The organism is Oceanobacillus profundus, from assembly GCF_003515705.1.
Classification (GTDB): Bacteria; Bacillota; Bacilli; order Bacillales; family Amphibacillaceae; genus Oceanobacillus; species Oceanobacillus profundus.
Window position 1 is genome coordinate 60,724 of sequence record NZ_QWEH01000015.1, and the last position, 25,741, is coordinate 86,464.

At 39.7% G+C, this 25,741-nt stretch carries 24 protein-coding genes; 22 read left to right on the forward strand and 2 right to left on the reverse strand.

Going from position 1 to position 25,741, the window contains the following annotated elements:
- Positions 1-31: 31 nt before the first annotated feature.
- The 4 genes from D1B32_RS18050 to D1B32_RS18065 are packed head-to-tail and all read left to right on the forward strand — an operon-like array spanning position 32 to position 3,972.
- Complete coding sequence (locus tag D1B32_RS18050; RefSeq protein WP_095313487.1) at positions 32-1,096, forward strand: iron-siderophore ABC transporter substrate-binding protein; 1,065 nt, start codon at positions 32-34, stop codon at positions 1,094-1,096.
- Entirely contained in the window at positions 1,086-2,129 is a 1,044-nt protein-coding gene (locus tag D1B32_RS18055; RefSeq protein ID WP_095313485.1) for a FecCD family ABC transporter permease, read from the forward strand. Before D1B32_RS18050 ends, D1B32_RS18055 begins: the two co-directional genes overlap by 11 nt.
- Entirely contained in the window at positions 2,126-3,157 is a 1,032-nt protein-coding gene (locus D1B32_RS18060) for a FecCD family ABC transporter permease (protein WP_095313483.1), read from the forward strand. Before D1B32_RS18055 ends, D1B32_RS18060 begins: the two co-directional genes overlap by 4 nt.
- A complete protein-coding gene (locus tag D1B32_RS18065) occupies positions 3,157-3,972 on the forward strand; it encodes an ABC transporter ATP-binding protein (RefSeq protein ID WP_095313482.1) in 816 nt (271 codons plus the stop codon). The genes D1B32_RS18060 and D1B32_RS18065 overlap by 1 nt, the downstream gene beginning before the upstream one ends.
- Positions 3,973-4,137: 165 nt before the next feature.
- Here the strand turns inward: D1B32_RS18065 and D1B32_RS18070 are convergent, their stop codons facing one another.
- Positions 4,138-5,073 carry an aldo/keto reductase gene (locus D1B32_RS18070; protein WP_095313479.1) on the reverse strand — a complete coding sequence of 312 codons (936 nt, stop codon included), beginning with the start codon at positions 5,071-5,073 and terminating at the stop codon, positions 4,138-4,140.
- 282 nt (positions 5,074-5,355) lie between these two features.
- On the opposite strand from D1B32_RS18070, the gene D1B32_RS18075 reads away from it, so the two are divergent.
- The 11 genes from D1B32_RS18075 (at position 5,356) to gndA (ending at position 17,145) form a co-directional block, all read left to right on the forward strand.
- Positions 5,356-6,054: a response regulator transcription factor gene (locus D1B32_RS18075; protein WP_095313478.1), complete on the forward strand. Its 699-nt coding sequence runs from the start codon at positions 5,356-5,358 to the stop codon at positions 6,052-6,054.
- Entirely contained in the window at positions 6,054-7,031 is a 978-nt protein-coding gene (locus D1B32_RS18080) for a sensor histidine kinase (RefSeq protein ID WP_095313476.1), read from the forward strand. Before D1B32_RS18075 ends, D1B32_RS18080 begins: the two co-directional genes overlap by 1 nt.
- Positions 7,032-7,144: 113 nt before the next feature.
- Positions 7,145-7,909, forward strand: a complete 765-nt coding sequence (locus D1B32_RS18085) for an ABC transporter ATP-binding protein (RefSeq protein ID WP_095313555.1) — start codon at positions 7,145-7,147, stop codon at positions 7,907-7,909.
- On the forward strand, positions 7,878-9,782 hold the full coding sequence (locus tag D1B32_RS18090) for an ABC transporter permease (protein ID WP_240033834.1): 1,905 nt from the start codon (positions 7,878-7,880) through the stop codon (positions 9,780-9,782). The genes D1B32_RS18085 and D1B32_RS18090 overlap by 32 nt, the downstream gene beginning before the upstream one ends.
- Positions 9,783-10,274: 492 nt before the next feature.
- The gene (locus D1B32_RS18100; protein ID WP_095313471.1) at positions 10,275-11,087 is read left to right on the forward strand and encodes a helix-turn-helix transcriptional regulator; all 813 of its coding nucleotides are present in this window, start codon (positions 10,275-10,277) and stop codon (positions 11,085-11,087) included.
- Positions 11,088-11,126: 39 nt separating this feature from the next.
- Positions 11,127-12,086: an ABC transporter substrate-binding protein gene (locus D1B32_RS18105; RefSeq protein ID WP_118890053.1), complete on the forward strand. Its 960-nt coding sequence runs from the start codon at positions 11,127-11,129 to the stop codon at positions 12,084-12,086.
- Positions 12,087-12,115: 29 nt separating this feature from the next.
- Positions 12,116-13,123, forward strand: a complete 1,008-nt coding sequence (locus D1B32_RS18110) for a FecCD family ABC transporter permease (RefSeq protein WP_118890054.1) — start codon at positions 12,116-12,118, stop codon at positions 13,121-13,123.
- On the forward strand, positions 13,116-14,147 hold the full coding sequence (locus D1B32_RS18115; RefSeq protein WP_118890055.1) for a FecCD family ABC transporter permease: 1,032 nt from the start codon (positions 13,116-13,118) through the stop codon (positions 14,145-14,147). The genes D1B32_RS18110 and D1B32_RS18115 overlap by 8 nt, the downstream gene beginning before the upstream one ends.
- Before the next feature lie 30 nt (positions 14,148-14,177).
- Positions 14,178-14,939, forward strand: coding sequence for an alpha/beta hydrolase (locus tag D1B32_RS18120; protein WP_118890056.1), 762 nt, complete (start codon positions 14,178-14,180; stop codon positions 14,937-14,939).
- A gap of 145 nt (positions 14,940-15,084) precedes the next feature.
- On the forward strand, positions 15,085-15,237 hold the full coding sequence (gene sspO, locus D1B32_RS18125; protein ID WP_095313463.1) for a small acid-soluble spore protein SspO: 153 nt from the start codon (positions 15,085-15,087) through the stop codon (positions 15,235-15,237).
- Between the two features lie 498 nt (positions 15,238-15,735).
- Complete coding sequence (gene gndA, locus D1B32_RS18130; protein WP_118890057.1) at positions 15,736-17,145, forward strand: NADP-dependent phosphogluconate dehydrogenase; 1,410 nt, start codon at positions 15,736-15,738, stop codon at positions 17,143-17,145.
- A gap of 354 nt (positions 17,146-17,499) precedes the next feature.
- Here gndA and D1B32_RS18135 read toward each other — a convergent pair whose 3' ends face one another.
- Complete coding sequence (locus D1B32_RS18135) at positions 17,500-18,666, reverse strand: ROK family transcriptional regulator (RefSeq protein ID WP_118890058.1); 1,167 nt, start codon at positions 18,664-18,666, stop codon at positions 17,500-17,502.
- A gap of 193 nt (positions 18,667-18,859) precedes the next feature.
- Here D1B32_RS18135 and larC point away from each other — a divergent pair, with 193 nt between their 5' ends.
- From larC to larC2, 7 genes are all read left to right on the forward strand, one after another.
- Positions 18,860-19,840 (forward strand): nickel pincer cofactor biosynthesis protein LarC, encoded by a 981-nt coding sequence (gene larC, locus D1B32_RS18140; protein ID WP_118890059.1) that lies wholly within the window; start codon positions 18,860-18,862, stop codon positions 19,838-19,840.
- 21 nt (positions 19,841-19,861) lie between these two features.
- Positions 19,862-20,272 carry a methylglyoxal synthase gene (mgsA, locus tag D1B32_RS18145; RefSeq protein ID WP_095313456.1) on the forward strand — a complete coding sequence of 137 codons (411 nt, stop codon included), beginning with the start codon at positions 19,862-19,864 and terminating at the stop codon, positions 20,270-20,272.
- A 292-nt stretch (positions 20,273-20,564) separates the two neighbouring features.
- Positions 20,565-21,827, forward strand: a complete 1,263-nt coding sequence (locus D1B32_RS18150; RefSeq protein WP_118890060.1) for a nickel pincer cofactor-dependent isomerase, group 22 — start codon at positions 20,565-20,567, stop codon at positions 21,825-21,827.
- 23 nt (positions 21,828-21,850) lie between these two features.
- Positions 21,851-22,621: an SDR family oxidoreductase gene (locus D1B32_RS18155; protein ID WP_095313452.1), complete on the forward strand. Its 771-nt coding sequence runs from the start codon at positions 21,851-21,853 to the stop codon at positions 22,619-22,621.
- Positions 22,622-22,688: 67 nt separating this feature from the next.
- Entirely contained in the window at positions 22,689-24,167 is a 1,479-nt protein-coding gene (locus D1B32_RS18160) for a gluconokinase (RefSeq protein ID WP_118890061.1), read from the forward strand.
- Positions 24,168-24,233: 66 nt separating this feature from the next.
- Positions 24,234-24,980 carry a nickel pincer cofactor biosynthesis protein LarB gene (gene larB, locus D1B32_RS18165; protein WP_095313449.1) on the forward strand — a complete coding sequence of 249 codons (747 nt, stop codon included), beginning with the start codon at positions 24,234-24,236 and terminating at the stop codon, positions 24,978-24,980.
- Positions 24,981-25,001: 21 nt separating this feature from the next.
- Positions 25,002-25,478, forward strand: coding sequence for a nickel pincer cofactor biosynthesis protein LarC2 (larC2, locus tag D1B32_RS18170; protein ID WP_095313446.1), 477 nt, complete (start codon positions 25,002-25,004; stop codon positions 25,476-25,478).
- Positions 25,479-25,741 lie beyond the last annotated feature (263 nt).

Here is a 25,741-nt window from a genome sequence, read left to right on the forward strand (position 1 = left end):
AATCATTATCAACATAATGGGGGTATGTCAAATGAATACATATCGAAAAAGTTTAATTAGCGCATTACTATTTTTAATAGTGTTTATGATTGCTTTAGTTGGCTGTTCACAAAAATCAGATACAGCACCTGCACCGGCTGATGATAATGACGCATCAGAATCCGCGTCTGCAGAATCTGAATATCCAATTGTTATCGAGCATGCTTTCGGCGAAACGGAAGTAACTAGCAAGCCTGAACGTGTAGTTACGGTTCAATGGGGCAATCATGATGTTGCACTTGCTCTGGATGTTGTACCTGTAGGCTTCTCTGCAGCAAATTTTGGCGTTCAGGATGATAGTGGTCTTTTGCCTTGGACAGCTGAAAAGCTTGATGAGCTTGGTGCAAAAGATCCAAATGTCTTCCAAGATACAGACGGTCTTGACTTTGAGGCCATTTCAGATGCAGACCCAGACGTCATTTTGGCAGCATACTCTGGTATAACACAGGAGGATTACGACCTTCTCAGTCAAATTGCTCCAGTCGTAGCATTTCCGACAGCTGCTTGGGCAACTACATGGCGTGAGCAAGTTAGTTTAAATGCAGCGGGAATGGGCATGAAGGAAGAAGGCGAACAGCTTATTAAAGACATCGAAGACATGGTAAACGAGAAATTGACGGAATATCCGCAGATTGAAGGCAAGAAGGTTGTTTGGGTTAACTTCTCGGCTGACGATATGTCTAAATTGCATATTTACACTCCGATAGACTCTCGAGTCTCTTTCCTGCATGAGCTTGGGATGGATTATCCTGATAGTATTACGGAACAAATTACGGACCCTAACAGCTACTCGCTGAATTTAAGTGCTGAGAATGCTGCGGATCTTTACGATGCTGATCTAATTATTGGTTATGGTAATGATGAATTACTACAAACTCTTCAAGCAGATCCATTGCTTGGAAAAATCCCTGCAATCGAGAGAGGTTCTGTTGCGTTCATTGAAAGTGATACACCTTTAGTAGCTGCTGGAACTCCGAATCCACTTTCGATTACGTACACGATTGATGAATACCTGGAATTAATAGGAGGAGCTATTGACAAGATAGATGAAAAGTAGTTCAGCAGTTTCAAAGATGCATGAAGTCAATTCACATATACCGAAAAATTTCATGGTAGTTTTAGTAATTGGTTTTGTCTTGCTCGGGTTGAGTGTGTTTCTCTCCTTATCACTAGGCTCTCGAATGGTAGGCTTACAGGAAGTACTGGACGGCTTATTCCGTCAAGATATAGACTCTTATGAAGCAAATGTTGTCCGTAAAAGGATATCACGTACCGTTTTCAGTTTGTTTTGCGGAGCGGCACTCGGAGTTTCGGGAGCGCTTATGCAGGCGGTCACTCGCAACCCGATTGCCGACCCAAGTATATTGGGAGTGAACACGGGAGCATCCCTATTTGTTGTTTTTGGAATAGCATTTTTGAATATAAGCAGTGCACATCAATATATATGGCTAGCGTTGGCTGGTGCTGCAATTACTTCGGTTTTCGTATTCGGAATCGGTTCTCTTGGGCGTAGTGGGGCCACGCCGATCAAACTTGTTCTTGCGGGGGCTGCCACAACTGCAGCCCTTTCCTCTTTGGTTGTCGCAATCATGATTCCACGTTCTCATGTTATGGATCAGTTTAGATTTTGGCAGGTTGGAAGCGTCGGTTCGGCAACTTGGGATGGTATTGCTACCTTCATTCCCTTTTTGCTAATCGGAATACTGATAGCTATTCTGTCTGCACCAGCACTAAACGCATTGGCATTAGGGGACGCTATTGCGACTGGACTAGGTGTCCGGATCGGAATATTAAGGCTTGTTGCAGCTCTTGGGGCTGTTCTTTTATGTGGTGCAGCTACAGCGCTGGCCGGTCCAATTGGCTTTGTGGGACTTTTATCTACTCATGTTATGCGCCTTGTACTTGGTCCCGATCTGCGTTTTGTTATTCCGATGTCGGCAATTTCAGGTGCAGTCATATTGACGATTTCTGATGTGAGCGGCAGGGTAATCGGGAGTCCTGGCGAGCTTGAAGTCGGCGTGGTTACAGCATTTATTGGGGCTCCATTACTAATTATATTAGCTATGAGATCGAAAGTGAGTTCGTTATGAAAAATGAATCTATTGCGTTTATTATGGCGGGAAGGCGTCAAAGGCACCGCCGATGGATACTGGTTACCAGCTTTCTAGTTGTTCTTGCATGCATTCTTTGCGGTGCGATGCTTCTATTAGGAAATACGATTCACCCAGTGAAAGATGTAATCCGAGCACTTTTGGGAGAGCAGATTCAAGGTGTCTCATTTGCAGTTAATACGATACGTCTGCCGAGAATGCTAGCAGGTGTTTTTGCTGGTTTTGCATTCGGTGTTGCGGGTGACATTTTCCAAACGATGTTGCGTAATCCACTTGCAAATCCGAATGTAATTGGTATTACCACAGGATCCAGTGCAGCGGCTGTTTTTTGTATTGTTATTTTGCATGCAAGTGGTGCTGTCGTTTCAATTGCTTCCGTGATTGCCGGTCTTGCTACAGTAACATTCATCTATATTTTATCCAGAGGAAGGTCCTTTTCCATCGGACGATTAATCCTGATTGGAATAGGCGTCCAAGCAATGCTTAATGCGCTGATATCCTATCTTTTGCTAGTTGGTGCGGAGCAAGATATACCAGCGGCGCTCAGATGGCTCAGTGGTAGTCTGAATGGCTCTCAAATGCATGAACTGCCACCGCTTATCCTATCGGTTTTTATCTTTGCGCCTATCGTTATCATGCTAGCGAAGCAGCTTAGTATATTAGAACTCGGAGAACAGTCGGCAACTTCTCTTGGGATAAATACCGACAGGACAAGAATGTTGCTGATTTTGAGTTCCGTCTGTATGATTTCCCTTGCGACTTCTACTACTGGACCAATAGCCTTTGTATCTTTTCTTTCAGGTCCAATCGCAAAGAGGCTGGTCGGTGTTGGGTTCTCAAATGTAATTCCAGCAGGCCTTGTTGGTATTAATTTGGTTTTGGCAGCAGATCTAATCGGGCAGTTTGCTTTTGTGGTCAGATATCCTGTAGGCATCATAACGGGAATAATCGGAGCACCGTATTTGATTTACTTGCTAATCCGAATGAATCGAAAGGGGGAATTATAATGAAACAGACACATCTTTTCGAAGCTGAGCAATTAGTAGCAGGCTATGATAATAAAACGGTTATCCAAGAGGTAAGCCTTACGATTCCCAGTAATAAAATAAGCGTTATTATTGGAGCGAATGCTTCTGGAAAATCAACACTTCTTAAAACATTAGCACGGCTTATAAAACCGATATCTGGAAAAATCAATCTGGATGGGAAATCAATTACCAAAATACCGTCAAAACAGTTGGCGCGGGTTTTAGGGCTGCTGCCACAATCGCCCATTGTGCCAGAAGGAATCTCTGTCGCAGATTTAGTAGGAAGGGGAAGATTCCCGCATCAATCCATGCTTAGCGGATGGACAAAGAAAGACTATGAGGCAGTTGCTGAAGCGATGAGAATTATGGATATAACAAAGCTTGCCAATCATAATATTGACGAGCTGTCAGGTGGCCAAAGACAGCGTGTCTGGATTGCAATGGCGCTAGCGCAACAGACAGATATTCTATTTCTCGATGAACCGACAACCTTTTTAGATATTACATACCAGGTTGAAATTCTTGATATGCTTACAGACCTTAATCAAAAGATGGGAACTACAATTGTAATGGTTCTGCATGATATCAACTTGTCTGCCCGTTATGCGGACAATATATTTGCTATTCATAATGGAAAACTTGTTGCTGAGGGGGAGCCATCAAATGTCATTACAAGCTCTTTAGTGAAGGACGTCTTTGGTCTTGATTGCATTGTGGTAGAGGATCCGATTTCAGGATCCCCTTCTGTGGTGCCGATAGGACGACATCATGTTAACAATGAGTATACGCCTTGAAGACATGTATAAAGCAGTGGATATCTTTTTATATCCACTGCTTTATATTAGCTACTTAAATAGCTATCCTGTTTTCCATCATTAAAAGTTTATTTTTTGTAATTCTTTCGGTTTCAATACACCGATATCTTTAATCAAGATGTGTAGCATAACTAAATTTGACCACTACGATTTAAAAATCCGATCAATCGTTTCAATTTCCTCATTTGTTAATGTAACATCAAGTGTTTTTAAATTGCTTTGCACCTGATCAGGGTTTTTTGCCCCAGGAATAATGACATCAATGGCACCTCTTGTTAAATACCAAGCAAGCACAATATTTGCAACATCTGTATCTTTTCCATTTGCAATGTTTCGAATCTGTTCTACCTTTTCAAGATTGTTTTTAAATGTCTCTCCCTGGAAATATGGAAGTCCTGCGCGTAAATCATCAAATTTCGAGTCTTTATTGTATTTCCCCGCTAATAAGCCAGCTACAAGCGGGAAAAACTGCACAAAGGAGATGTTTTGTTCCAACGCGTAAGGCAATAATTCTTTTTCTGCCTCACGATTTAGCAAACTGTATTCTCCCTGGTATACATCGACATAGCCATCTTTATTGGCCTCTTTTAATTGATCCATTGAAAAATTCGATAGGCCAATTGCTCTTATTTTCCCTTCATCCTTCAATGCTTTTAATGCGCCAACTGCTTCATCTTTAGGTGTATTCTCATCTGGATAGTGAATATATAATAAATCAATATAATCGGTTTTCAATCGTTTTAGGCTTTTTTCAACCTCTTCTTTTAAGAAAGCAGGAGAATTATCATGGCTCATTTCATTTCCATTGAAAATTGGAGAAACCTTTGTTGCAATGACTAGGTCAGAGCGCTTTCCTGTTTCTTGCACGACTTCACCGATCAATTCTTCTGAGTAACCGGGACCATATAGATAGGCGGTATCAATAAAGTCTACTCCATTGTTAATTGCAAAACGAACCGTATCCTTACCCTGTTCATTATTCAAATTAGGGAAAAGGTTATGTCCACCAATCTTATTTGTCCCAATACCAACCGGATTTACATATAAATCTGTCTTGCCAATTTGCACTTTCTCTGTCATAGGGAGCACTCCTTTTACAGTTTTATATATTTTAAATAACCTCCTATTGGAGATTAAATAATTAATGCCGTGTTGAAATGGTAAATTCAAAATTACGCATAAATTTAAAAATTTTCTTCTCTAAGGAAGTATATATCAGCTGTGTTTCTTGGGCAATAAATCTGCTTTTTTATTTCATCGTAAAATAATAAGTGTTAGTTCCTTAAAAAAGGCATGGTATATAGGTTATACTGAAAGCAATTAGATAAGAAATAACAGTAAAACTTAAAAGGACGGTTTCCGATGGCGAAGATTTTAATTATAGAAGATGACCCAAAGATCGCATTACTTCTGCAAAATCACCTTGAAAAGTATGGATATAAAGCGGTTATAACGGAACAGTTTGATGCGGTAACCGAAGTGTTTAAACTGGTGCTGCCAGATCTTGTTTTATTAGATATTAATTTGCCGAGCTTTGATGGGTTCTATTGGTGTCGCCAGATTAGACAAATTTCAACTTGTCCGATTTTATTTATTTCGGCACGATCTGGAGAAATGGATCAGGTAATGGCATTAGAGAATGGCGGCGATGATTTTATCACGAAGCCATTTGCTTATGAAGTGGTCACGGCAAAAATTCGCAGCAGTCTGCGCCGGGCATATGGAGGGTATGCCCCCAAGGTAAAGGAACGAGTAGTTGAATTGAATGGTTTGACACTTTATGTGGAACGAATGGAACTAGGCAAGGATAAAGGACTTGTTTCGCTTACAAAGAAAGAGGCTGTTCTGCTTGAGGTGCTAATGAAGCGTTCGCCGCGGGTGGTTGCAAGAGAAGTGCTATTGGAAAAATTGTGGGATGATCAATCATTTGTCGATGAAAATACGCTTAATGTTAATGTAACGAGAGTTCGTAAAAAGCTGCAGGATTTGAGTATAGAAGATGCTATTGAAACAATTCGAGGTGCAGGCTATCGACTCGTGCCGAATTGGGAGACTTCCTAATGGTAAGGTTATTTTTACGTGACCAGTTCCCTCTTATTCTAATCAATTTTATTCAGCTGCTGCTCGTTCTGTTTGTTGTTTGGATGAGTGGCTTCCAGCAATTTTCCTTGTTGATCTATGCCTTATTTCTCGGAATTTTTCTTTTGACCATTTATTTAGTTTTCCGTTATATAACCCACCGCAGGTTTTACCACCGATTAACAAGGCAAATTAGCAGTCTGGATGAGGTTTTTGAATCATTGGATACTGCTCCTGTTTCAGCAGCTCTCAGTGATTTGCTCAAAGCGCAGCATCGACTCTACGTAAATGATATGCAGCAACAAGAGAAAAAGCGAAAAGACCATTTAACCTTTATTAATCAGTGGGTCCACCAAATGAAGACGCCATTGTCTGTCGTGGAATTGATCATTCAGGATCGTGATGATGAGCAAATGATGAGTATCCAAGAGGAAACGGATAAATTAGAAAAGGGACTTGAGATGGTTTTATATGTCGCGAGATTGGACGCTTTTGAACAAGATTTCCATGTACAGCCCGTATCACTGAAAGCTGCAGTTGACGAAGCGATCCAGGATAATAAACGTCTTTTCATTAAGAATCAGGTTTATCCGGATGTACAAGTTTCTCCCGCAATGGTTGAATCGGACGAAAAATGGCTGGAATTTATCTTTAATCAGGTTATAACCAATGGTATTAAATACTCTAGTGGAATTGGGAAGAAGATATCGATATACGACCAAAAAACGGAAAACGGAATAGATTTAGTGATTCAAGACATGGGTGTTGGAATTCCGATGACTGATTTAAAGCGTGTATTTGACCCATTTTTTACAGGTGAAAATGGTCGCGTTTACCGGGAGTCTACAGGTATGGGGCTATATCTTGTAAAAGAAGTTTGTGAAAAGCTGGGACATGAGGTTCACATAGAATCCGCGCAGGGAGAAGGCACACTGGTTAAGATAAGTTTCATTTCTTAAATCAAAAAACAAAACCTTACATGAATGTAAGGAAAATGAAAGTTAGAGCGATGTTTAAATTCCCCATTTTCTTTTACACTGTATATAAGAGGAAAGGGGATTTTGAATTGGATATATTAAAAGTTAAAAACTTAAGCAAGGTATACGACGGAAAAGTAGCCCATAAGGCATTAACAAATATAGATTTAACAATTGAAGAAGGAGAATTCGTAGGAATCATGGGGCCTTCTGGGAGCGGGAAATCAACCTTGCTCAATCTGGTAGCAACAATTGATCAGCCAACCTCGGGGAGCATTATGGTGAATGACAAGGATCCGTTACGAATGAAGCATAATGAGCTAGCGATATTTCGGCGCAGGGAGTTAGGCTTCATTTTTCAGGATTTTAACTTGCTGCCTACATTAACGGTAGAAGAGAACATTGTTCTCCCGCTCACGCTTGAGGGTGTTCGCGTGAAGGAGATGGAGGAAAGGGTAGTGGCTGTTGCAGAAAAGCTTGGGATTACGCCAATCTTGAAAAAACGGATTTACGAAATATCAGGTGGACAGGCGCAGCGAACTGCCATTGCCAGGGCAATTATTCACCGTCCTAAGATGGTTTTAGCGGATGAACCGACAGGTAATTTGGATTCGAAATCTTCCCGGGCTGCAATGGATATGATGGAGAAAATCAACAAGCAGGATAAGACAACGATGATGATGGTAACACATGACCCCGTAGCAGCAAGCTATACAGAGCGAGTTGTTTTTATTAAAGACGGAAAGCTGTTTAACGAAATTCATCGCGGGGATAATCGCCAAGCTTTCTTCCAAAAAATTATTGACGTGTTATCGCTGTTGGGAGGGGATGCAAGTGACCTTTCGTCAATTCGCGTTTAATAACGTTTTACGAAATAAGCGTATCTATGCAGCATATTTCCTAAGTAGTCTTTTTTCGGTACTCGTCTTTTTTGTGTATGCAATCTTTGCTTTCCATCCAGGATTATCAGCGGTACACCCAGCTGTGTCCAAGGGTCTTCACTTTGCCGAAGGGATTATTTACGTGTTTTCCTTTATCTTTGTCCTTGTATCGATGAGTGCCTTTTTACACTCGCGAAAAAAGGAATTCGGTCTAATGGTGATGCTCGGCATGACAAATCAGCAATTACGCCGAATGGTCTTTTTAGAGAATATACTAATTGGTTTTTTAGCAACGGCTTCAGGAGTAGGGCTAGGGCTCGTATTTGCTAAACTGTTCTTGATGACAGCAGAAACAGTCCTGGATTTAAAGGAAATGCTGGATTTTTATATCCCGTGGCAAGCTGTTGTTTTAACATGTGTTGCTTTCTTGTTCTTATTTATTGTCATTTCCTTCTTTACAGTCATGATATTAAAAGGAAATAAATTAATCGACTTGATTAAAAGAAGCTCAGCACCTAAGAAAGAGCCTAAAGCTTCTGCTGTCCTTTCGATATTGTCATTCCTTTTATTAGCAGCTGGCTATGCAATTGCATTGGCAGTAAGCGGAGCGATGGTCGTTGTTGCAATGATACCTGTTACGATTATTGTTATTATCGGCACGTATTTTCTTTTTACCCAGTTAAGTGTATTTATGATTCATCAGCTAAAGAAACGCAAACTCTTGTTTTGGAAAAAGACAAATCTTGTCCTGTTTTCTGACCTGGCCTATCGAATGAAGGATAATGCTCGTGCCTTTTTCTTTGTAGCGATTGTTTCAACCGTTGCTTTTACTGCAATTGGCAGCCTTGTAGGTTTTCGCTATATGTCTACGACTTCAATGGTAGAAAATACACCATTTGCAATGGATTATGTCTCAAAATACGGTAATGACGATGAAGAAGAGCATATTAAGCTAATCGAATCAAATTTAGCTGATTTCCCTTATACAAAGGTGGCTGTTCATATCAAAAAGGTGTCCATACCTAGCTTGGCTAGTGAGTATGTTCCTCTTACAGGGATTATATCGGAGTCTGAATACAATGAGCTCGCTAAGGAAGCTGGTCAACAAGACCAACAGCTTGAACTGACAGATAATCAGACAATCTTCCTTTACTATCAAAATTCTACCTCTGAAGCAACAGAGCATGTGGAGAGTATGGATCTAGAAGTTGATGGTAAAGAACTGAATCAGATTTCAAATCAGGGTTCAAATCTGATTCGAACGTATGATGACTACCTTGTAGTAGATGATCAATTCTATAATGATATAGAAGCAACCGAATCAGAGAGTTATTATGGGTTTCAAGTGAAAGATTGGAAGGCAACTGGAGAGGTTGGTGAGCAGCTTCTCCAGGAAATGGATGTAGCTGAAACAAGCGGATATGGAGAGGATTTTCGCTATGCTAGTCTTGGCTATGATTGGATGGAGCTAAACCAGGCATTAGGTGCCACGTTATTCATTGGATTATTTATCGGTGCAGTATTTTTTGTTGCTGCGGGAAGCTTTTTATACTTCCGTTTATATGCTGATTTAGAAAATGAGAAACAGAAATTTGCTGCGGTTAGCAAAATAGGTCTTACGGATAAAGAATTATCCAAGATATTAACGACTCAATTAGCTTTGTTATTCTTTGTTCCAATTGCTGTGGCAGTCATTCATGGGGCAGTAGCTTTAACTGCACTGCAAAATATGTTTGATTTCAGCTTGTTTAAGAGCTCAGCTCTCGTTTTAGGAAGCTTTAGTCTTATTCAAATTGTTTACTTTATAGTTATTAGACATAATTATATCCGAAAAATAAAAAGTTATTTATAAAGTTGGGGGTTTCCCTTCCTCCCCACTGAATGGTTGAACAGAATCAGGAATTTACGGGCTGTTTATCCCCCGCCTTTACATGTTTTTGGTTACCTTATGCATAGAGGCGGAGGTGTTACAGCTCGTTAATGCGTGATAAAAAGGAACACGGGAGAAGTGCTTATCTTCTCTTGTGTTCTTTTTTACTAGATAAAAAGATACGGGATAACGCAGCAAAAATCTATTTTTACCAGGACAAACAAAGGCAAATGGATTTTTTACATACAATGGATAAAAAAACACAAAAAAACTTCGCGAAACTCCATGTACAAATAACGAAAATTTGCTATTATTTTAATTGAGGATGATTATCATTATCATCACGTTGCTAGTGTTTAAGAAAAGGTTACATATGGCTGGGTTAATTTAAAAGAGTTTTCCGCATATTAATTGCACATTGTGTATCCCATAGGATTATTTCCCTGCATCTGAAGGAAGGAGTGGGTAGGAGATATGACAAATATGGAGCAAATAAAAGAATTATATACAACAGCTCCACTATCCTTTGTTGATATTATTACGCAAAAGGTTACATATACAAATTCAGTCCGAACCATTTTTACGAATGAAAAATTAAGTGGGTTGGTATTCCCTTTAAGAGGAAAGGCACAATTTTCAATTGATGGGTTGACCTATGAAATTGAACAAGGATCCATTTTACATGTAGGGCCTAACATGGAGATGAAGCGCACGGCTGAGAATGACGAAGTTTTTGAATATGCAGTGATTCACTTTGAACTTTCGAGTGAATCAGCAAATCGATTTCCGATTTTTAGGGAGCACTTTATGCTTCGGATTGGCGATAGTATGAAATTAAATAATCGTGTTCAGCAGCTTATGCAAAACTTCCTAATTCCTGGTGGTTTGGCATTTTTACAATCGAAGCGGTTATTTTTAACGATTTTGGCAGAGATGATTGTGGCAAGTGAGAAGACGGATTTAGAAAAAGCAGAAAATATGGATGTCATTATTCAGTATATGCATCAATTTTTTCCGAAGGGGATAACCGTTCTACACGTTGCAAAGCATTTTCAGATAGACCGCAGGAGACTATCGTCTTTATTTGAAAGACAAATGGGTGTTAGCCCAAATATGTATTTAACCGACTTGCGGATTCAGAAGGCGAAGTTATTGCTTCGCACATCTAATCTATCAATTGCTCATATTGCTGAAAGCATTGGTTACAGAGATCATTTTTATTTTAGCAGAGTTTTTAAAAAGGAAACTGGATTATCCCCCACTCTTTACCGGAGGCATTTGGGATAATAATTCACTACAAAATGAATCTAAAGGGAGCGTTACGATATGAAGCTAAAATCACGGTTATGTATTCTATTATTTATTAGTCTGCTTGCATTAGGCGGATGCAATACAGGGGATGCGTCGAAGGAATCGGAAGCATCCGTGAACGGGGGAGAAAAGAGTGAATCGGACACACGGGAGATTACCTATTTAGGAGAAACGTATACGGTTCCTGTCGATGTGGAGCGCATTGTCATTACTGGTGCAATGGAAGCGATGGAAGATGCTACGGCATTGGATGTTGAGCCTGTAGGGGCTATTACGCTTGGCGGAGAGTTCCCAGAGGTATTTAAGGAATCGATGGGGCAAGCAGAATCAATTGGGGAGAAGCAAGAGCCTAATTTTGAGAAAATATTACAGTTGAAGCCCGATGTTATTTTGGGAACAACTAAATTTCCGGAAGAGGTTGTAAGTAAGCTGGAACAAATTGCTCCAACCATTTTAGTTTCCCATATTTCAACAGATTGGGAGGATAATCTGCTGTTAATGGGAGCGCTAAACGGAAAAGAGAAGGAAGCTGAAACATTATTGAGTGATTACGGTCAGCTTGTTGATACGGCTAAGGCAGATCTAGCAGAGGATTTCGAGGATAAAACTGTTGTTGCAATTCGCGTTCGGGCTGGTAAAATGTTTATTTATCCAGAAGACGTCTTCTTCAATCCAATTTTGTATAGTGAGCTGGAATTAAATGCTCCAGAAGCAGTAAAGAACGCTAAAGCACAAGAGGAAATATCGATCGAACAGCTTGCCGAAATGAATCCTGACTATATTTTCATGCAGGTACAGCAGACAGGAACGCAGGAGAATGAACAAGCTTTTGAGCAATTAAAACAAAATTCGATTATCCAAAATATCGATGCATTTAAAGAGGAACAAGTCTATGTAAACATCGTTGACTCCTTATTAGAAGGGGGATCCGCATTCAGTAAAAGTGAATTTGTGAAAGCATTAGAGAGTAATTGAGATTACAGGAGGAAATAGGGGTAACGTGCATGTCTAGTATCCGAAATAAAACGATTCTATTACTGATTAGCATACCAATTGGTCTCGTGATTACAATATTTTGTTCGGTTATGTATGGTGCGAACACCTATAACATATCGACCGTTTTTGAGGCTATCTTCCATGCTGATCTTTCTAATATGGATCATCTGATTATTCGCACGTCCCGTATTCCGCGTGTTATCGGGGCTCTGTTAGTCGGACTGTTTATAGCCATTTCAGGTGCATTAATGCAGGGGATGACGAGGAATTATCTCGCATCCCCTAGTATTATGGGAGTTTCAGATGGATCCATTTTTGTTATTACGCTGAGCATGATATTTTTACCGAACGCAACACCATTGACATTAATTATTTTTTCGTTTATTGGGTCTGTTCTAGGTCTATTATTTGTGTTTGGAGTTGCTCGTTTAATACCCAATGGATTGTCTCCCATTTCTTTGGCCATCATTGGGACGATTCTTGGTATGTTCCTGAATGGCGTTTCCCAGGCGCTTGCTACATATTATCAGGTTTCACAGAATATTAGTTTTTGGTATAACACAAGGCTGCATCAAATTGATCCGCTTGTTATTAAATGGTCAATTCCTATTGCAATCATTGGGCTCCTTCTGGCATTGGCGGTTAGCAAAGCAATTACAGCAATTTCTTTAGGAGATGAAGTCGCCCAAGGATTGGGAATTAAACTGATGAAGATGAAATTACTAACAATACTAAGCGTAGCAATTCTAACCGGTATTTCGGTAGCGATGGTTGGGAAAATAACATTTATTGGGTTAGTTATCCCGCATATCGCCCGCTTTATTGTAGGAGAAGATTATAAACGGATTATTTTTTTTGCTGGCATACTAGGGGCGTTTTTCTTAGCTTGGGCAGATATTATCAGCAGGGCAATCAATCCGCCATTCGAAACTCCAATTGGCGTCGTAACAGCCTTAGTCGGTGTCCCGTTCTTCCTTTATTTAATTCGAGTAAAGGGAGGAAAACAACATGCATAAACGTAGGGAAAATCGGCGTTTTATTCGAATATTTTTGTTGGGAATCGTGTTCACCATTTTCATCATGTATATGAGTTTAGCAACTGGCATATTTGATCTAACGCATTTGGAAATCATCCAGACTCTCCTGGGACTTGATGCCCTCTGGGAAAATCATCTTGTTATCTATGAATTTAGACTGCCCCGTATTGTGATTGGTGCATTTGTCGGATGTGCTTTAGGAATGGTAGGTTCTGTTTTACAAGGTGTAACAAAAAATTACTTAGCAGATCCAGGCATTTTAGGAATACAAGCCGCAGTTGGGTTTTCTGTAGTTTGTTATATGCTTATCGTTCAAAGTAATGTAACTGGGATGAGCGAGCTGTCTATCATTAGTATGTCCCTGTTTGGTTGGATTGGGGGCATACTGGCTGCTATCTTTCTCTTTTTGTTTTCAAGGAAGCGAGGGGAAATCGATCCAAGACGGCTGATCTTAGTTGGGATTGCGCTGAATGCTGGATTCGGTGCACTTACCCTTTTTGTATCATTAAAGATGAACCCGCAAGATTTTGAAATGGCAACAGTTTGGCTATCTGGAAGTATTTACAGTGCCTCTTGGGAACAAATTTATTCGATGATTCCATGGTTTATCCTGGTAGTCCCGCTCTTTTTGTCGAAGGCTCGTATATTGAACCTTTTACAGCTTAATGAGATGACTATCGTTGGTTTAGGAATACGGGCTAACCGAATCCGTTTCTTGCTTCTTTTAGGAGCGGTAGGATTAATCAGCTCCTCTGTGATTGTCTCTGGGAGTATTGGTTTTGTTGGCCTGATTGCTCCGCATATAGCAAGACGCTTGGTAGGAATCCACTATCCATACATATTGCCAATTAGTGGTCTGACTGGCATGCTATTGGTTGTGGTGGGAGATTGGATTGGCAGAACCATCTTTGCACCTGCTGAATTGGCTGTAGGAATAGTCATATCCATAATTGGTGTTCCATATTTTATATATTTATTAATGCGTTCAGCGCGCAACGTTTAACATTATGAAAAAAGAGGGGGCAGGTAGACTATGCAACACGAATTAATACAGACATTTCGACATTCGATATCTGATATATCTTATCAAGTAAGCATATCGATTCCTACTGATCGTGCTCCTAAGGAAGGTTTCCCGGTTTTATATGTTTTGGATGGAAATGCATATGGAACGTTATGTAGAGAGATTGTAAAGATACAGTCCAGGCGCGCTGAGAAGACGGGAGTATCTCCGATGATTATCGTTAGTATAGGATACGCTGTAAATGATATTTTCCCTTCTTTAAGAGTATATGATTTTACACCTGCATCAGCTGCTGCGTCCCTTCCGCCCAAGCCAGATGGTGCATCATGGCCAACGCATGGTGGGGCAAAAGAATTTCTCGATTTTTTAGAGACGATTGTTCAGCCATTTGTATATCAGTCAGCTCCTGTTAATCCACATAATCAAATACTGTTTGGCCATTCATTAGGTGGATTATTTGTTTTAAATACGTTGTTTGAACGTCCCAATTTATTTCGGAATTATATTTGCTTTAGTCCATCCATTTGGTGGAACGACAAGGAGATTTTAAATAAGGAACGAGCGGATTTTCTCATGCATGATCGAAATCTGTTTATAGCTGCGGAAAGAACGGAGAAAATGGATATGCACGAAAATGCCTTCCTCCTTTTTCAAAGGCTGCAAGTAAATAATCCAAGAGCTGTTGCTTTTCGTTCTCCCACGGGAGAAAACCATATGTCGATTGTTCCTACTGTTTTAAGTGATGCGCTTCGTTACTTATTTAGTCGTTAGCAAAAGCTACAAACGTCGCTAGCTGCTTAAATGAAACGAAAGTAATGATTCAGGAAGGTTGAAATCTCTGAATGCCTAGAAGAAATTCTAATCATACATACTATCATCCAGATGTGGCACCATAGAAGCATGGAGGTGCTTATCTGTGAGCAAAGCAGGAAACAATAAACGTGAAGTCGTAAGTGACAAGCATGCAGTAAGAGAAAAGCTATCGACTGAATTTGACCATGAATTTGCTAATGAACCATTAACAGCAGAAGAAAGACATAATAATAAAAAAACGAAGAAACGACAATAGTAAAAACGACACTTCTTAGGGAAATCCCGGGAAGTGTCGTTTCTTAATGAATTTTGGAAAGATATGTACACAAAAAAGGGTAGCTATCCCTTGAATATTAAACCGGTTACATATATTATAAACATATAGCAATCAAATAATTTGTTGAACAAACAAACTATTTGATTTTTTAAAAATTATTTTTATATGCTTTTGCTGTTTCTATTTATAATAGTCTTCATGCATCGTTTACATCAATTTCCCAATGTTGGGGATTGCTATAGAAACAAAAGCAGTATTCTCTAATAGGTTTAGTTTCATCAGGGCAAATGATATAATATACAACGAAAAGGATAAATTGGAGTTGCTATATTGAACAAATCGTTCTAAATGAGTGAGTAGCTCGATTTTAACATCTAGTGTTAGAGGTATAGTCTTGACTAAGACTAGGTGTTAGGAAAAGTTTATAGCATATTGTGTAATGGTTTTTAAAATAAAGGTATAAAGGAAGGTAATAAGATGTCACAACAACAAATTGGTGTTATCGGTTTAGCGGTAATGGGGAAAAACTTAGCTTTAAATATTGAAAGCAGAGGATATTCTGTAGCAGTATTCAATCGTTCTTATGAGAAAACAGAGGACTTTCTTCAGAACGAAGCACAAGGAAAAAACTTTGTTGGAGCCAAAACCATTGAAGAGTTTGTGAATTCACTAGAAACGCCTCGTAAAATTCTATTGATGGTTAAAGCAGGAGCGGCAACGGATGCAACAATTGAATCTTTACAACCTTACCTAGAAAAAGGCGATATTCTAATCGATGGTGGAAACACGTTGTTTGAGGATACGATGCGCCGTAATAAAATGCTTGATGAAACAGGTATCCACTTTATTGGAACAGGGGTTTCTGGTGGAGAAGAGGGGGCTCTAAACGGCCCATCTATGATGCCTGGAGGACAAAAAGAAGCTTATAAGCTTGTTGCACCTATCTTTGAAGCTATTTCTGCGAAAGTGGATGGAGATCCATGTGTCACATACATTGGACCAAATGGTGCTGGGCACTTCGTGAAAATGGTACATAATGGAATTGAATACGGTGATATGCAATTAATCGCAGAGGCGTATGATATTTTAAAAAATGTACTTGGCATGGATGCTGGGGAGCTGCATGAGGTATTTACAGAGTGGAACAAAGGTGAGCTTGACAGTTACCTAATTGAGATTACTGCAGATATCTTTACGAAAACAGATGACGAAACAGGAAATCCTCTAGTAGATGTCATCATGGATAAAGCGGGACAAAAAGGAACTGGAAAATGGACAAGTAAAAATGCGTTGGATTTAGGTGTTCCACTACCACTTATTACGGAATCTGTATTTGCACGATTCATTTCTTCCTTGAAGGATGAGCGTGTAAAAGCTAGTGGTGAACTATCTGGTCCAAGCGTACAAAAACACGAAGGTAATCGCAAAGAGCTAATCGAAGCGGTTCGTAAAGCACTATATATGAGTAAGATTGTTTCCTATGCACAAGGATTTGCACAAATGCGTGCAGCATCTGAAGAGAATGGCTGGGATCTTCAATATGGTGATATTGCGATGATCTGGCGTGGAGGCTGTATTATCCGTGCAAACTTCCTGCAAAAGATTAAAGATGCATACGATCGTGAACCACAACTAGCTAACTTGATGCTAGACCCATATTTTAAAGAAGTTGTGGAGAACTATCAATCTGCCTTACGTGAAGTTGTTGCTTTAGCAGTACAAAACGGAATTGCTGTACCAACTTTCTCTAGTGCGGTTGCTTACTACGATAGCTATCGTACAGCTGATCTACCAGCAAACTTAATTCAAGCGCAACGTGACTACTTTGGTGCACATACGTATGAACGCAAAGACAAAGAAGGTACGTTCCATACAAATTGGTTTTAATAATTCTGTACATCTTATAATTTAAATACCTAAGTCCTTCATACTCTGTGTGAAGGGCTTTTTCACGGTTGAAAGTTGGATCATTGTGTTACGAACAGACCGAGAGTATATCTCACAGCTGGAACTCGAAACATTTCGCTCCAATACGAGACCGTGATAGACAATATTTCAGCCGCGTATCCCTTCTTTTTTAAACAACCGAGAAAATAAATTCGGGAATGCGTGCAAGAGCAAGATTGAGGGATGGAAACTTATCATTATATAAAAAATAGAGTGTAAAAACCTCGAAAGATTTCCACACTCTTGACTAGCTCCTAACAATTAAACGCTAATAAACCAGATTTATTACCAAAGTTAGTTTTCGCCGTTCTTAAAACTAACTTCCTGTACATCGAGAAAATTTTGAATTGCAAGTGCACATGCGCCTTGAACGATTGCGTTTCTACCTAAATCAGACAGTACAATTTTACGATAAACACTCACAGAAGATTGGAGGTTATTTTCGATTTCTTCAATAGCATTCGGATATAAATGTAATAGTTCACTGTTTAAAACTAATGTCTCTGGATTATAGGAATTAATCATATTATTGAGTCCGATAGAAACATAGCTGATAAATGTCTTCATCTCTTCACATGTCGTCGGATCGTTTTCTGCTATTAACCGTTTCAGGTCTTGGTGTGTTAAGTTTGGACGATCAAGCTTTTCAGCAAGACTTGAAAACACAGCAGGTTCGGCTGCATAAAGCTCCCAGCAGCCATGATTTCCACATCTGCAAGCTTTTCCAAAAGGAGAAATAATCATATGCCCAATTTCACCAGCATAACCATCATGGCCTTTAACCAAATTGCCGTTGTGCATGATTCCAGCTCCAATACCAGAACTAAGGACAATGGCTAATAAATTGTTGCTATGATGATGCTTGTATACTCTTTCAGCATAGACGGAAAGGTTGGCAGTATTTTCAACAGAGACATCGACATCTATTTCCCGTTCTAAATCTGACTTTAAGTCTTTGTTTCGCCATTGATATCTAGGAACAAAAAGGATGGATTGATCATTATTTACAGTACCATGAACGCCGATTATGGTTTGGACCAAACCATAATAACAGTCAGCATATTTTTGCTTGTATTTTTTAATCTGTTTGATTAGAATGTTTACGACTTCTTCATAAACTTCGGTGTCAAGCTTTGTAGTATTAGTTTCAATTTTATTCCCTTGAAGGTCGGATATTCGGTATTGAATTTCTTTGTAGTCAAGGTCAATTCCAAGTACATATCCAGCTTCTCCATTAATGGAAAGCATGATTGGCCGTCTTCCAACAGCATTATGTTCCTGCTGTGTTTCACATACGAGCTTTTCTTCAAGTAAATCAACAACCTGAACAGAAATGGTTGCCTTATTTAATCCAGTAATCTTGGAAAGCTCGGCCCTGGATATAAAACCGTGTTCAATTATTTTTTGTAAAATGATACTTCTGTTTATCTTTTTGATGTAAGCTCCATCGCCTGTAACCATGATGTTTCTCCCCCTTTGTCATAACGAAATGAGAATTATGTATAAAAACATGTTATTATTTGTTTAGTAAACAAATAATAAATCATTGCAAAAAAAATAGATAGCTGCCATACTATTGTGTTCGGTTGAAAAGGCTTTCAAAATGTTGTGCGCTAATAGTAATTCTATTATAACAAAAAAAGGAGATTTTGGAATGAAAATTCTATATTTTGATTGTTTTTCTGGTATAAGTGGAGATATGACGATTTCATCATTAGTTGATGCCGGTGGGGATCCGATTCATTTAGAGAGTGAATTGAAAAAGCTGGGCATGGAAGATGAATATCAATTAAAATGGAATAAGGTTGTTAAAAATGGTATCACAAGCACGAAGTTTGATGTTGTACTTTTAAACGAAGAAGGACATCACCACCATCATGATCATGGACATAATGAAGAAGGACATCACCACCATCATGGTCATGGACATAATGAGGAAGGACATCACCACCATCATAGTCATGGACATAATGAGGAAGGACATCACCACCATCATGATCATGGACATAATGAGGAAGGACATCACCACCATCATGATCATGGACATAACGAAGAAGAGCATCACCACCACGCAGACGACCATGGCCACCACCACAGCCATGAACATCATCATGCGCATGACCATCGCTCCTATAAAGATATTGTAAACCTGATTAAAGGAGCGGAATTTTCGGAACCAGTAGAGGAAACTGCATTAAAGATTTTTAGAAAAATTGGTGAGGCAGAAGGGCGTATTCATGGGATGCCACTAGAAGATGTCCATTTTCATGAAGTGGGTGCAGTAGATTCTATTATAGATATTGTTGGGACAGCTATACTACTCCATCAGATGGAAATCGATTTGGTTATATCAGCTCCAGTTCCAGTGGGAAGTGGGAAAATACGTATTGACCATGGGATATATCCAGTACCAGCACCAGCAACTTTAGAGATTTTGCGTGGTGTACCAATTGCTGCCAGTGAGCTGAGAGCAGAATTGACAACACCAACTGGAGCGGCAATTATTGCAGTTTTAGCGGAGGAGTTTGGTAATATGCCGACGTTGAAAGTTGATGCAATTGGATATGGTGCAGGAACCAAAACATTCCCAGAACATCCGAATGTATTGCGTACCATTGTAGGTGAGAGGTATTAACATAAGAAATGAGGGATAACGATGAAAATAGCATTGATTGCTCATGACAAAAAGAAGACAGATATGGTTCGATTTACACAAGCTTATAAACACAGTCTCCAAAAGCACGAGCTGTATGCAACTGGTACGACGGGAATGAAAATAGCTGAAAATACTGGGCTAACTGTCCATCGTTTTCAGTCCGGGCCACTTGGTGGAGATCAGCAAATCGGCGCAATGATTGCAGAAAACAAAATGGATATGGTTATATTCTTTCGCGATCCACTTACTGCTCAACCACATGAACCAGATGTTTCAGCATTAATGCGTCTTTGTGACGTATACGCTGTCCCGCTGGCTACCAATATGGGTAGTGCTGAAGTATTCATTCACGGCTTAGAGCGGGGCGATTTACAATGGCGTGAAATTATTGAGGACAATCAGGGCGAGTAATAGCTAAATGAAGGTTTATATCAGTTAATCAGTTGACTGTAAAAAACCTTCATGTTATGCTTTTTATACAATTAGTTTGGCGGACAAATTAATTAAAGTGCTTTTTGAAAGGGATTACAAAAATAGCTTGCAGTTAGTAAAGCAAAAGTGGAACGAGAAATCAATCTCATGTTTTACCAAAGAGGAGCTTTCACATAGCATTCCAAAAGGGTAATCCTTTGCTTGCTAGGGAATTATAGTATGTAGTTATTTGTTATAGATAATTTTACAGTGAAATGGAGTGAATCGCTTTATGGGTATTTTGCAGGAGCTGCTACAGGATATTCCTGTACCGAAATTGGCAAAAGTAAAGCAAACGTTTGACAGCACAAAAGAAGAAGATGTTGCTGGAACATTACAGGCACAGTTAGAACAGGTCAAGGATACCGTCAAACCGGGTATGGAAATTGCTATTGCAGTTGGTAGCCGAGGGGTGGATCGACTTGTTGATTTAACTGCAGTAACCGTTAAGTTTCTGCAAGATTTGGGAGCGAATCCTTTTATCGTTCCATCTATGGGAAGTCATGGGGGAGCGACAGCAGAAGGGCAAAAAGCCGTACTGGAGCATTTAGGTGTTACAGAAGAAGCAGTAAATGCAGAAATTCGTTCTTCCATGGAAGTAGTAAAAATCGGGGAGCTTTCGAACGGCTTACCAGTATACATTGATAAACTTGCGTCACAAGCTGATGGTATCGTTGTCATTAATCGGGTCAAACCACATACTGCATTTCGAGGTCCAGTAGAAAGTGGCATCATGAAAATGATCAGTATTGGTCTTGGGAAACAAAAAGGTGCAGAGGCTTGTCACCAGTTAGGCTTTAAGCATATGGCTGAGCATGTTCCTGCAATGGCTAAAATGACAATGGAAAAAATGCCAATTATATTCGCTGTAGCGACAGTTGAAAATGCCTTCGATAAAGTGGCAAAAGTGGAAGTACTTCGCCCAGAAAACATTGAATCAAGAGAAACAGAGCTTCAAAAGCTTTCGAAGCAGCTGCTGCCCAAGCTTTTCTTTGATGAAATTGATGTACTCATTATTGATGAGATTGGTAAGAATATCAGTGGAGACGGGATGGACCCGAATATTACAGGTAGATATCCGACACCATACGCACATGGCGGACCAGATGTATCCAAAATGGTCGTTTTAGATGTAACACCACAGTCAGAAGGAAATGCTAATGGGGTTGGTACAGCAGATTTTACAACTGAGCGACTAGTGAACAAGATGGATAAGCATGGAACATATGCAAATGGTTTAACTTCTACGGTTGTTGGACCGACACATATCTCAACAACGTTGCCAAATGATAAGATGGCGATTCAGTCTGCGATTAAAACATGTAATATTCTTGATTTTACTAAGGTGAAATTAGTTAGAATCAAAAATACGTTAGAAATAAGTGAAATTGAAGTATCCGAAGCATTTCTTGAACATGTGCAGGAGCATGAGAATTTAGAAAAAGCTTCAGAGCTATATGAATTTGATTTTAATAAAGAAGGTAACTTATTTTAATACATTAGTAGGGGGAATTTAGAGTGAGTAATCTATTTGATTTAACAGGGAAAATTGCAGTTGCGATCGGTGGAAATAGTACATTAGGCGCTTCTATGGCAAAAGGGCTTGCTGCGCACGGGGCAACGGTAGCAATTGTTGGTCGTAATTTAGAAAAAGCTGAAGCAGTTGTAAAAGATATTGAAGCAGACGGTGGATCGGCAAAAGCTTTTCAAGCAGATGTAAGTGATTTGGAATCCGTAGAGAAAGCTGCAAAAGATATTGAAGCATGGTCTGGTGGCTGGGACATCGTTTTAAACGCTCCTGGTAAAAATAGCTCTACGCCGTTTCTTGAGCTTGAAACAGATGAGTGGGATGACATTATGGATGTAAACTTACGTGGCCTTGTATTCGCTACGCAGATTTTTGCAAAGCGTATGATTGAGCAAGAGCGCAAAGGGAGCATTATCAATATTTCATCTGTATCATCAACAACACCATTGTCTCGTGTATTTACGTATTCAGCATCTAAAGCTGGTGTTAACAGTGTAACACAATATTTGGCGAAGGAATTTGCACCTTATAGTATTCGGGTAAATGCGATTATTCCAGGTTTCTTCCCAGCAGAACAAAATCGTAAAATTCTTGATGAATCACGTATTAATTCGATCATGAATCATACACCAATGGAGCGATTCGGTGAACCGGAAGAACTGCAAGGTGCAGCAATTTACCTTGCATCCGATAAAGCATCTGGCTTTGTAACGGGATCTTTACTTCGCGTTGACGGTGGTTACGGGAGCATGACAATATAAAGAGATAGAGGCTCCTTGTGAATTAGGAGCCTTTGGTTAATATAGGTCTGTAAAGGGTGAGATTACTTTGAAAAGGAAATTAGTTATTGGACTGGACATAGGGACGACAAGCGCAAAAGCTGTCGTCTTTGATATGAAAGGGAAGTTAATTGCAGAAGCAGAAGAAATGATTGAAACATATTATCCACAAGCAGATTGGGTAGAACAGAACCCCATAGAAGTAGAGGCTGCTTGTTTAGTAGCGATGAAACAGGTTGTGAATAAAGCGAATGCTAATCAGGATGAATTTCTCGCCACGGGAATTTCCTGTGCCATGCACTCGCTCATTTGCATGGACGAGCAGTTCGAGCCACTATCCAACATGCTGATTTGGTCAGATGGCAGAAGCAGCAAACAAGCAGAAGCGCTTATGCAGTCAGAGCAAGGGAAAGAAATCTATGCTCGCACTGGAACACCGATTCATCCAATGACACCATTGATGAAGCTGATATGGATGCGCGAGAACAATTATGAACCTTATAAAAAGGCAGCCCATTTTATGACAATGAAGGAGTATTTATTGCAAAAATGGTTTGGCAAACGCGCTATTGATTATGCAATGGCATCTTCTACTGGTTTAATGAATGTAAAGGAGTTAGATTGGGATAGCACTGCACTTGCTGCAGCGGGTGTTGAAAGGGAACAGCTTTCTGCGATCGTGGCGCCAACAGAAACCTTCACAACAATTGATACTCAAATTGCAGCGGAAATCGGAATTGCTCATGACCATCCATTTGTGATTGGAGCGGCTGATGGCCAATTAGCGAATCTTGGAAGCGGTGCTACTGCGCCAGGGGAAGTTAATATTTCAGTTGGGACGAGTGGAGCAATAAGACAGTTTGTTCAAGGTGCCCCAGTTAATGAGGTAATGGAAACATTTACGTATGCCTTTTCAGAAGAGCGTTCGATTATTGGCGGACCAACGAATAATGGCGGAATTGCCCTGCAATGGTTCAAAGACATCATTGAATTTAATGGTACGCATGATGAATTGCTTGCGGGTGCAAAGGACGTAGAACCAGGAGCAGATGGGATTATTTTTCTCCCTTATGTAAATGGAGAGCGTGCGCCACTTTGGAATCAAAAGGCAAAAGGGAATTTCTTCGGACTTTGCATTGGGCATAAAAAAGAACATATGACGCGTGCTGTATTAGAAGGAATCGCATTCAATATTTACCAAATCAGCCAATCATTAGAGAAGATGGCAGGAGAATCGAAAAAAATCAGTGTTAACGGTGGACTTTCCAAATCCGAGCTTTGGGTACAAATTCTTGCCGATATTTTTGGCAGTGACATCCATATATCTGATACACATCATAACGCCGCATGGGGGGCAGCTTGGACAGCTTTGGTAGCTATTGGTGAAGCAGAAAGCTTTGACGATATTAAGGAGAATATGCCTGCTGAGAAAGTAATCCATGCAAACAATGATAATCATGAAATATACTTAAAAATCTTTGAAAAGTATGAGAGAATGGTTAGTGACTTAATGGTGTATTTTACTTAAAGAGGTTATTTAATAAAGGTGTTCAATATGTCCTATCAGTAAATAGGAGTTGCAAGGTGAGGAAACGTGATGGATGAAATTTTAAAACAGCTGCAAGATGGAAAAATCAGTATCGAACAAGCAAAGGGACAATTGGCTCCATACGAGAACCTAGGCTTTGCTAAGGTTGATCATCATCGCCCGAAAAGGCAAGGATTTCCAGAAGTAATTTATGGTGAAGGAAAGACTGTAGAGCAAATTCAAGCAATTATCCATGCAATAAAAACAAAGGGTAATAATGTACTTGTTACGAGAGTTGCAAAAGAAAAGGCGAGTGCTATTTTAGAAGAGCATCCAGAATTGCACTATGATGAAACTGCAGCGTTAATTTATTGGAAACGTGAAGTATCACCAGCCAATCGAGATCAAGGATACATTGCTGTCGTCTGTGCAGGAACATCAGACTTAAAGGTGGCAGAAGAAGCAGCAATAACAGCTGAGGTTATGGGTAGCAATGTCAGACGTATTTATGATGTCGGAGTTGCAGGACTCCATCGCTTACTAGATAATTTAGAAGCGATTCAACGAGCAACTGTAACCATTGTAGTGGCAGGGATGGAGGGTGCACTTCCAAGTGTTGTCGGAGGACTTGTCGCTAATCCATTAATTGCTGTTCCAACGAGTGTGGGATATGGAACCAATTTCCAAGGGCTCTCTGCACTGCTTTCCATGTTAAACAGTTGCTCATCTGGTGTAAGTGTTGTCAATATTGATAATGGCTTTGGCGGAGCGTATAATGCAGTGTTAATTGATCGTTTAGCGAATAAAGTGTAATGGTAAAGAAGGTGTATTGATCTGAATTCTTATCGACCTCCAAATGAAGAGCATATTGATAATCACATGATTAAAATGGAAGTTAATTTAGATGATATTTCTGGCGAGTGGCTAGGGTATGTGATGGACATGCTCTTTAATGCTGGTGCAAATGATGTGTTTTACACACCTATTTACATGAAAAAAAATCGGCCAGGCGTGTTACTACAGCTGCTTTGCCGCGAAGAAGCCATTGAAGAGATGAAGGAAATATTACTGCGGGAAACAACCACACTTGGTATTCGTTATTACCCATTAACCGTCCATCGAATGGAACGGGTCTTTACGAAAGTAGATACGAAATGGGGACCTGTAACGGTGAAACAGGGAGTTCGGAATGGAGAAGTATTTCAAAGTTCTCCAGAATACGAAGAATGTAGAAAGATTGCAGAAACTCACGATATTCCATTGAAGCGTGTTTATGAGGAAGTTTGGAGTCAACTGAAAAAAGGGGATTAATCATTATATCTCTGAAGCATTGTCAGTTTAGCTTTTGATAAATCGTTTAAAAAGACCTTAAAGATGCCGCATCAGCCCATCTTTAAGGTCTTTTTTCTGTAAATAGATGCTGAAGGTATACGATAATTCTAAGATTAATCTTTAGATAAGCGAGCAATAATTATTGTTTATTTCCAAAAAAGGAATCTTATAAAACACTTGTTATTCTAAACGCTTACAACTATAATAGGTAATGTTGTAAATTTGTTGAGTATACAAATTAA

Bases quoted from the DNA above. Each gene is read 5' to 3' on its own strand.
- D1B32_RS18050 (WP_095313487.1), top strand. From the start codon at position 32: ATGAATACATATCGAAAAAGTTTAATTAGCGCATTACTATTTTTAATA.
- D1B32_RS18055 (WP_095313485.1), top strand. From the start codon at position 1,086: ATGAAAAGTAGTTCAGCAGTTTCAAAGATGCATGAAGTCAATTCACAT.
- D1B32_RS18060 (WP_095313483.1), top strand. From the start codon at position 2,126: ATGAAAAATGAATCTATTGCGTTTATTATGGCGGGAAGGCGTCAAAGG.
- D1B32_RS18065 (WP_095313482.1), top strand. From the start codon at position 3,157: ATGAAACAGACACATCTTTTCGAAGCTGAGCAATTAGTAGCAGGCTAT.
- D1B32_RS18070 (WP_095313479.1), bottom strand. From the start codon at position 5,073: ATGACAGAGAAAGTGCAAATTGGCAAGACAGATTTATATGTAAATCCG.
- D1B32_RS18075 (WP_095313478.1), top strand. From the start codon at position 5,356: ATGGCGAAGATTTTAATTATAGAAGATGACCCAAAGATCGCATTACTT.
- D1B32_RS18080 (WP_095313476.1), top strand. From the start codon at position 6,054: ATGGTAAGGTTATTTTTACGTGACCAGTTCCCTCTTATTCTAATCAAT.
- D1B32_RS18090 (WP_240033834.1), top strand. From the start codon at position 7,878: ATGCAAGTGACCTTTCGTCAATTCGCGTTTAATAACGTTTTACGAAAT.
- D1B32_RS18100 (WP_095313471.1), top strand. From the start codon at position 10,275: ATGACAAATATGGAGCAAATAAAAGAATTATATACAACAGCTCCACTA.
- D1B32_RS18105 (WP_118890053.1), top strand. From the start codon at position 11,127: ATGAAGCTAAAATCACGGTTATGTATTCTATTATTTATTAGTCTGCTT.
- D1B32_RS18110 (WP_118890054.1), top strand. From the start codon at position 12,116: ATGTCTAGTATCCGAAATAAAACGATTCTATTACTGATTAGCATACCA.
- D1B32_RS18115 (WP_118890055.1), top strand. From the start codon at position 13,116: ATGCATAAACGTAGGGAAAATCGGCGTTTTATTCGAATATTTTTGTTG.
- D1B32_RS18120 (WP_118890056.1), top strand. From the start codon at position 14,178: ATGCAACACGAATTAATACAGACATTTCGACATTCGATATCTGATATA.
- gndA (WP_118890057.1), top strand. From the start codon at position 15,736: ATGTCACAACAACAAATTGGTGTTATCGGTTTAGCGGTAATGGGGAAA.
- D1B32_RS18135 (WP_118890058.1), bottom strand. From the start codon at position 18,666: ATGGTTACAGGCGATGGAGCTTACATCAAAAAGATAAACAGAAGTATC.
- larC (WP_118890059.1), top strand. From the start codon at position 18,860: ATGAAAATTCTATATTTTGATTGTTTTTCTGGTATAAGTGGAGATATG.
- mgsA (WP_095313456.1), top strand. From the start codon at position 19,862: ATGAAAATAGCATTGATTGCTCATGACAAAAAGAAGACAGATATGGTT.
- D1B32_RS18150 (WP_118890060.1), top strand. From the start codon at position 20,565: ATGGGTATTTTGCAGGAGCTGCTACAGGATATTCCTGTACCGAAATTG.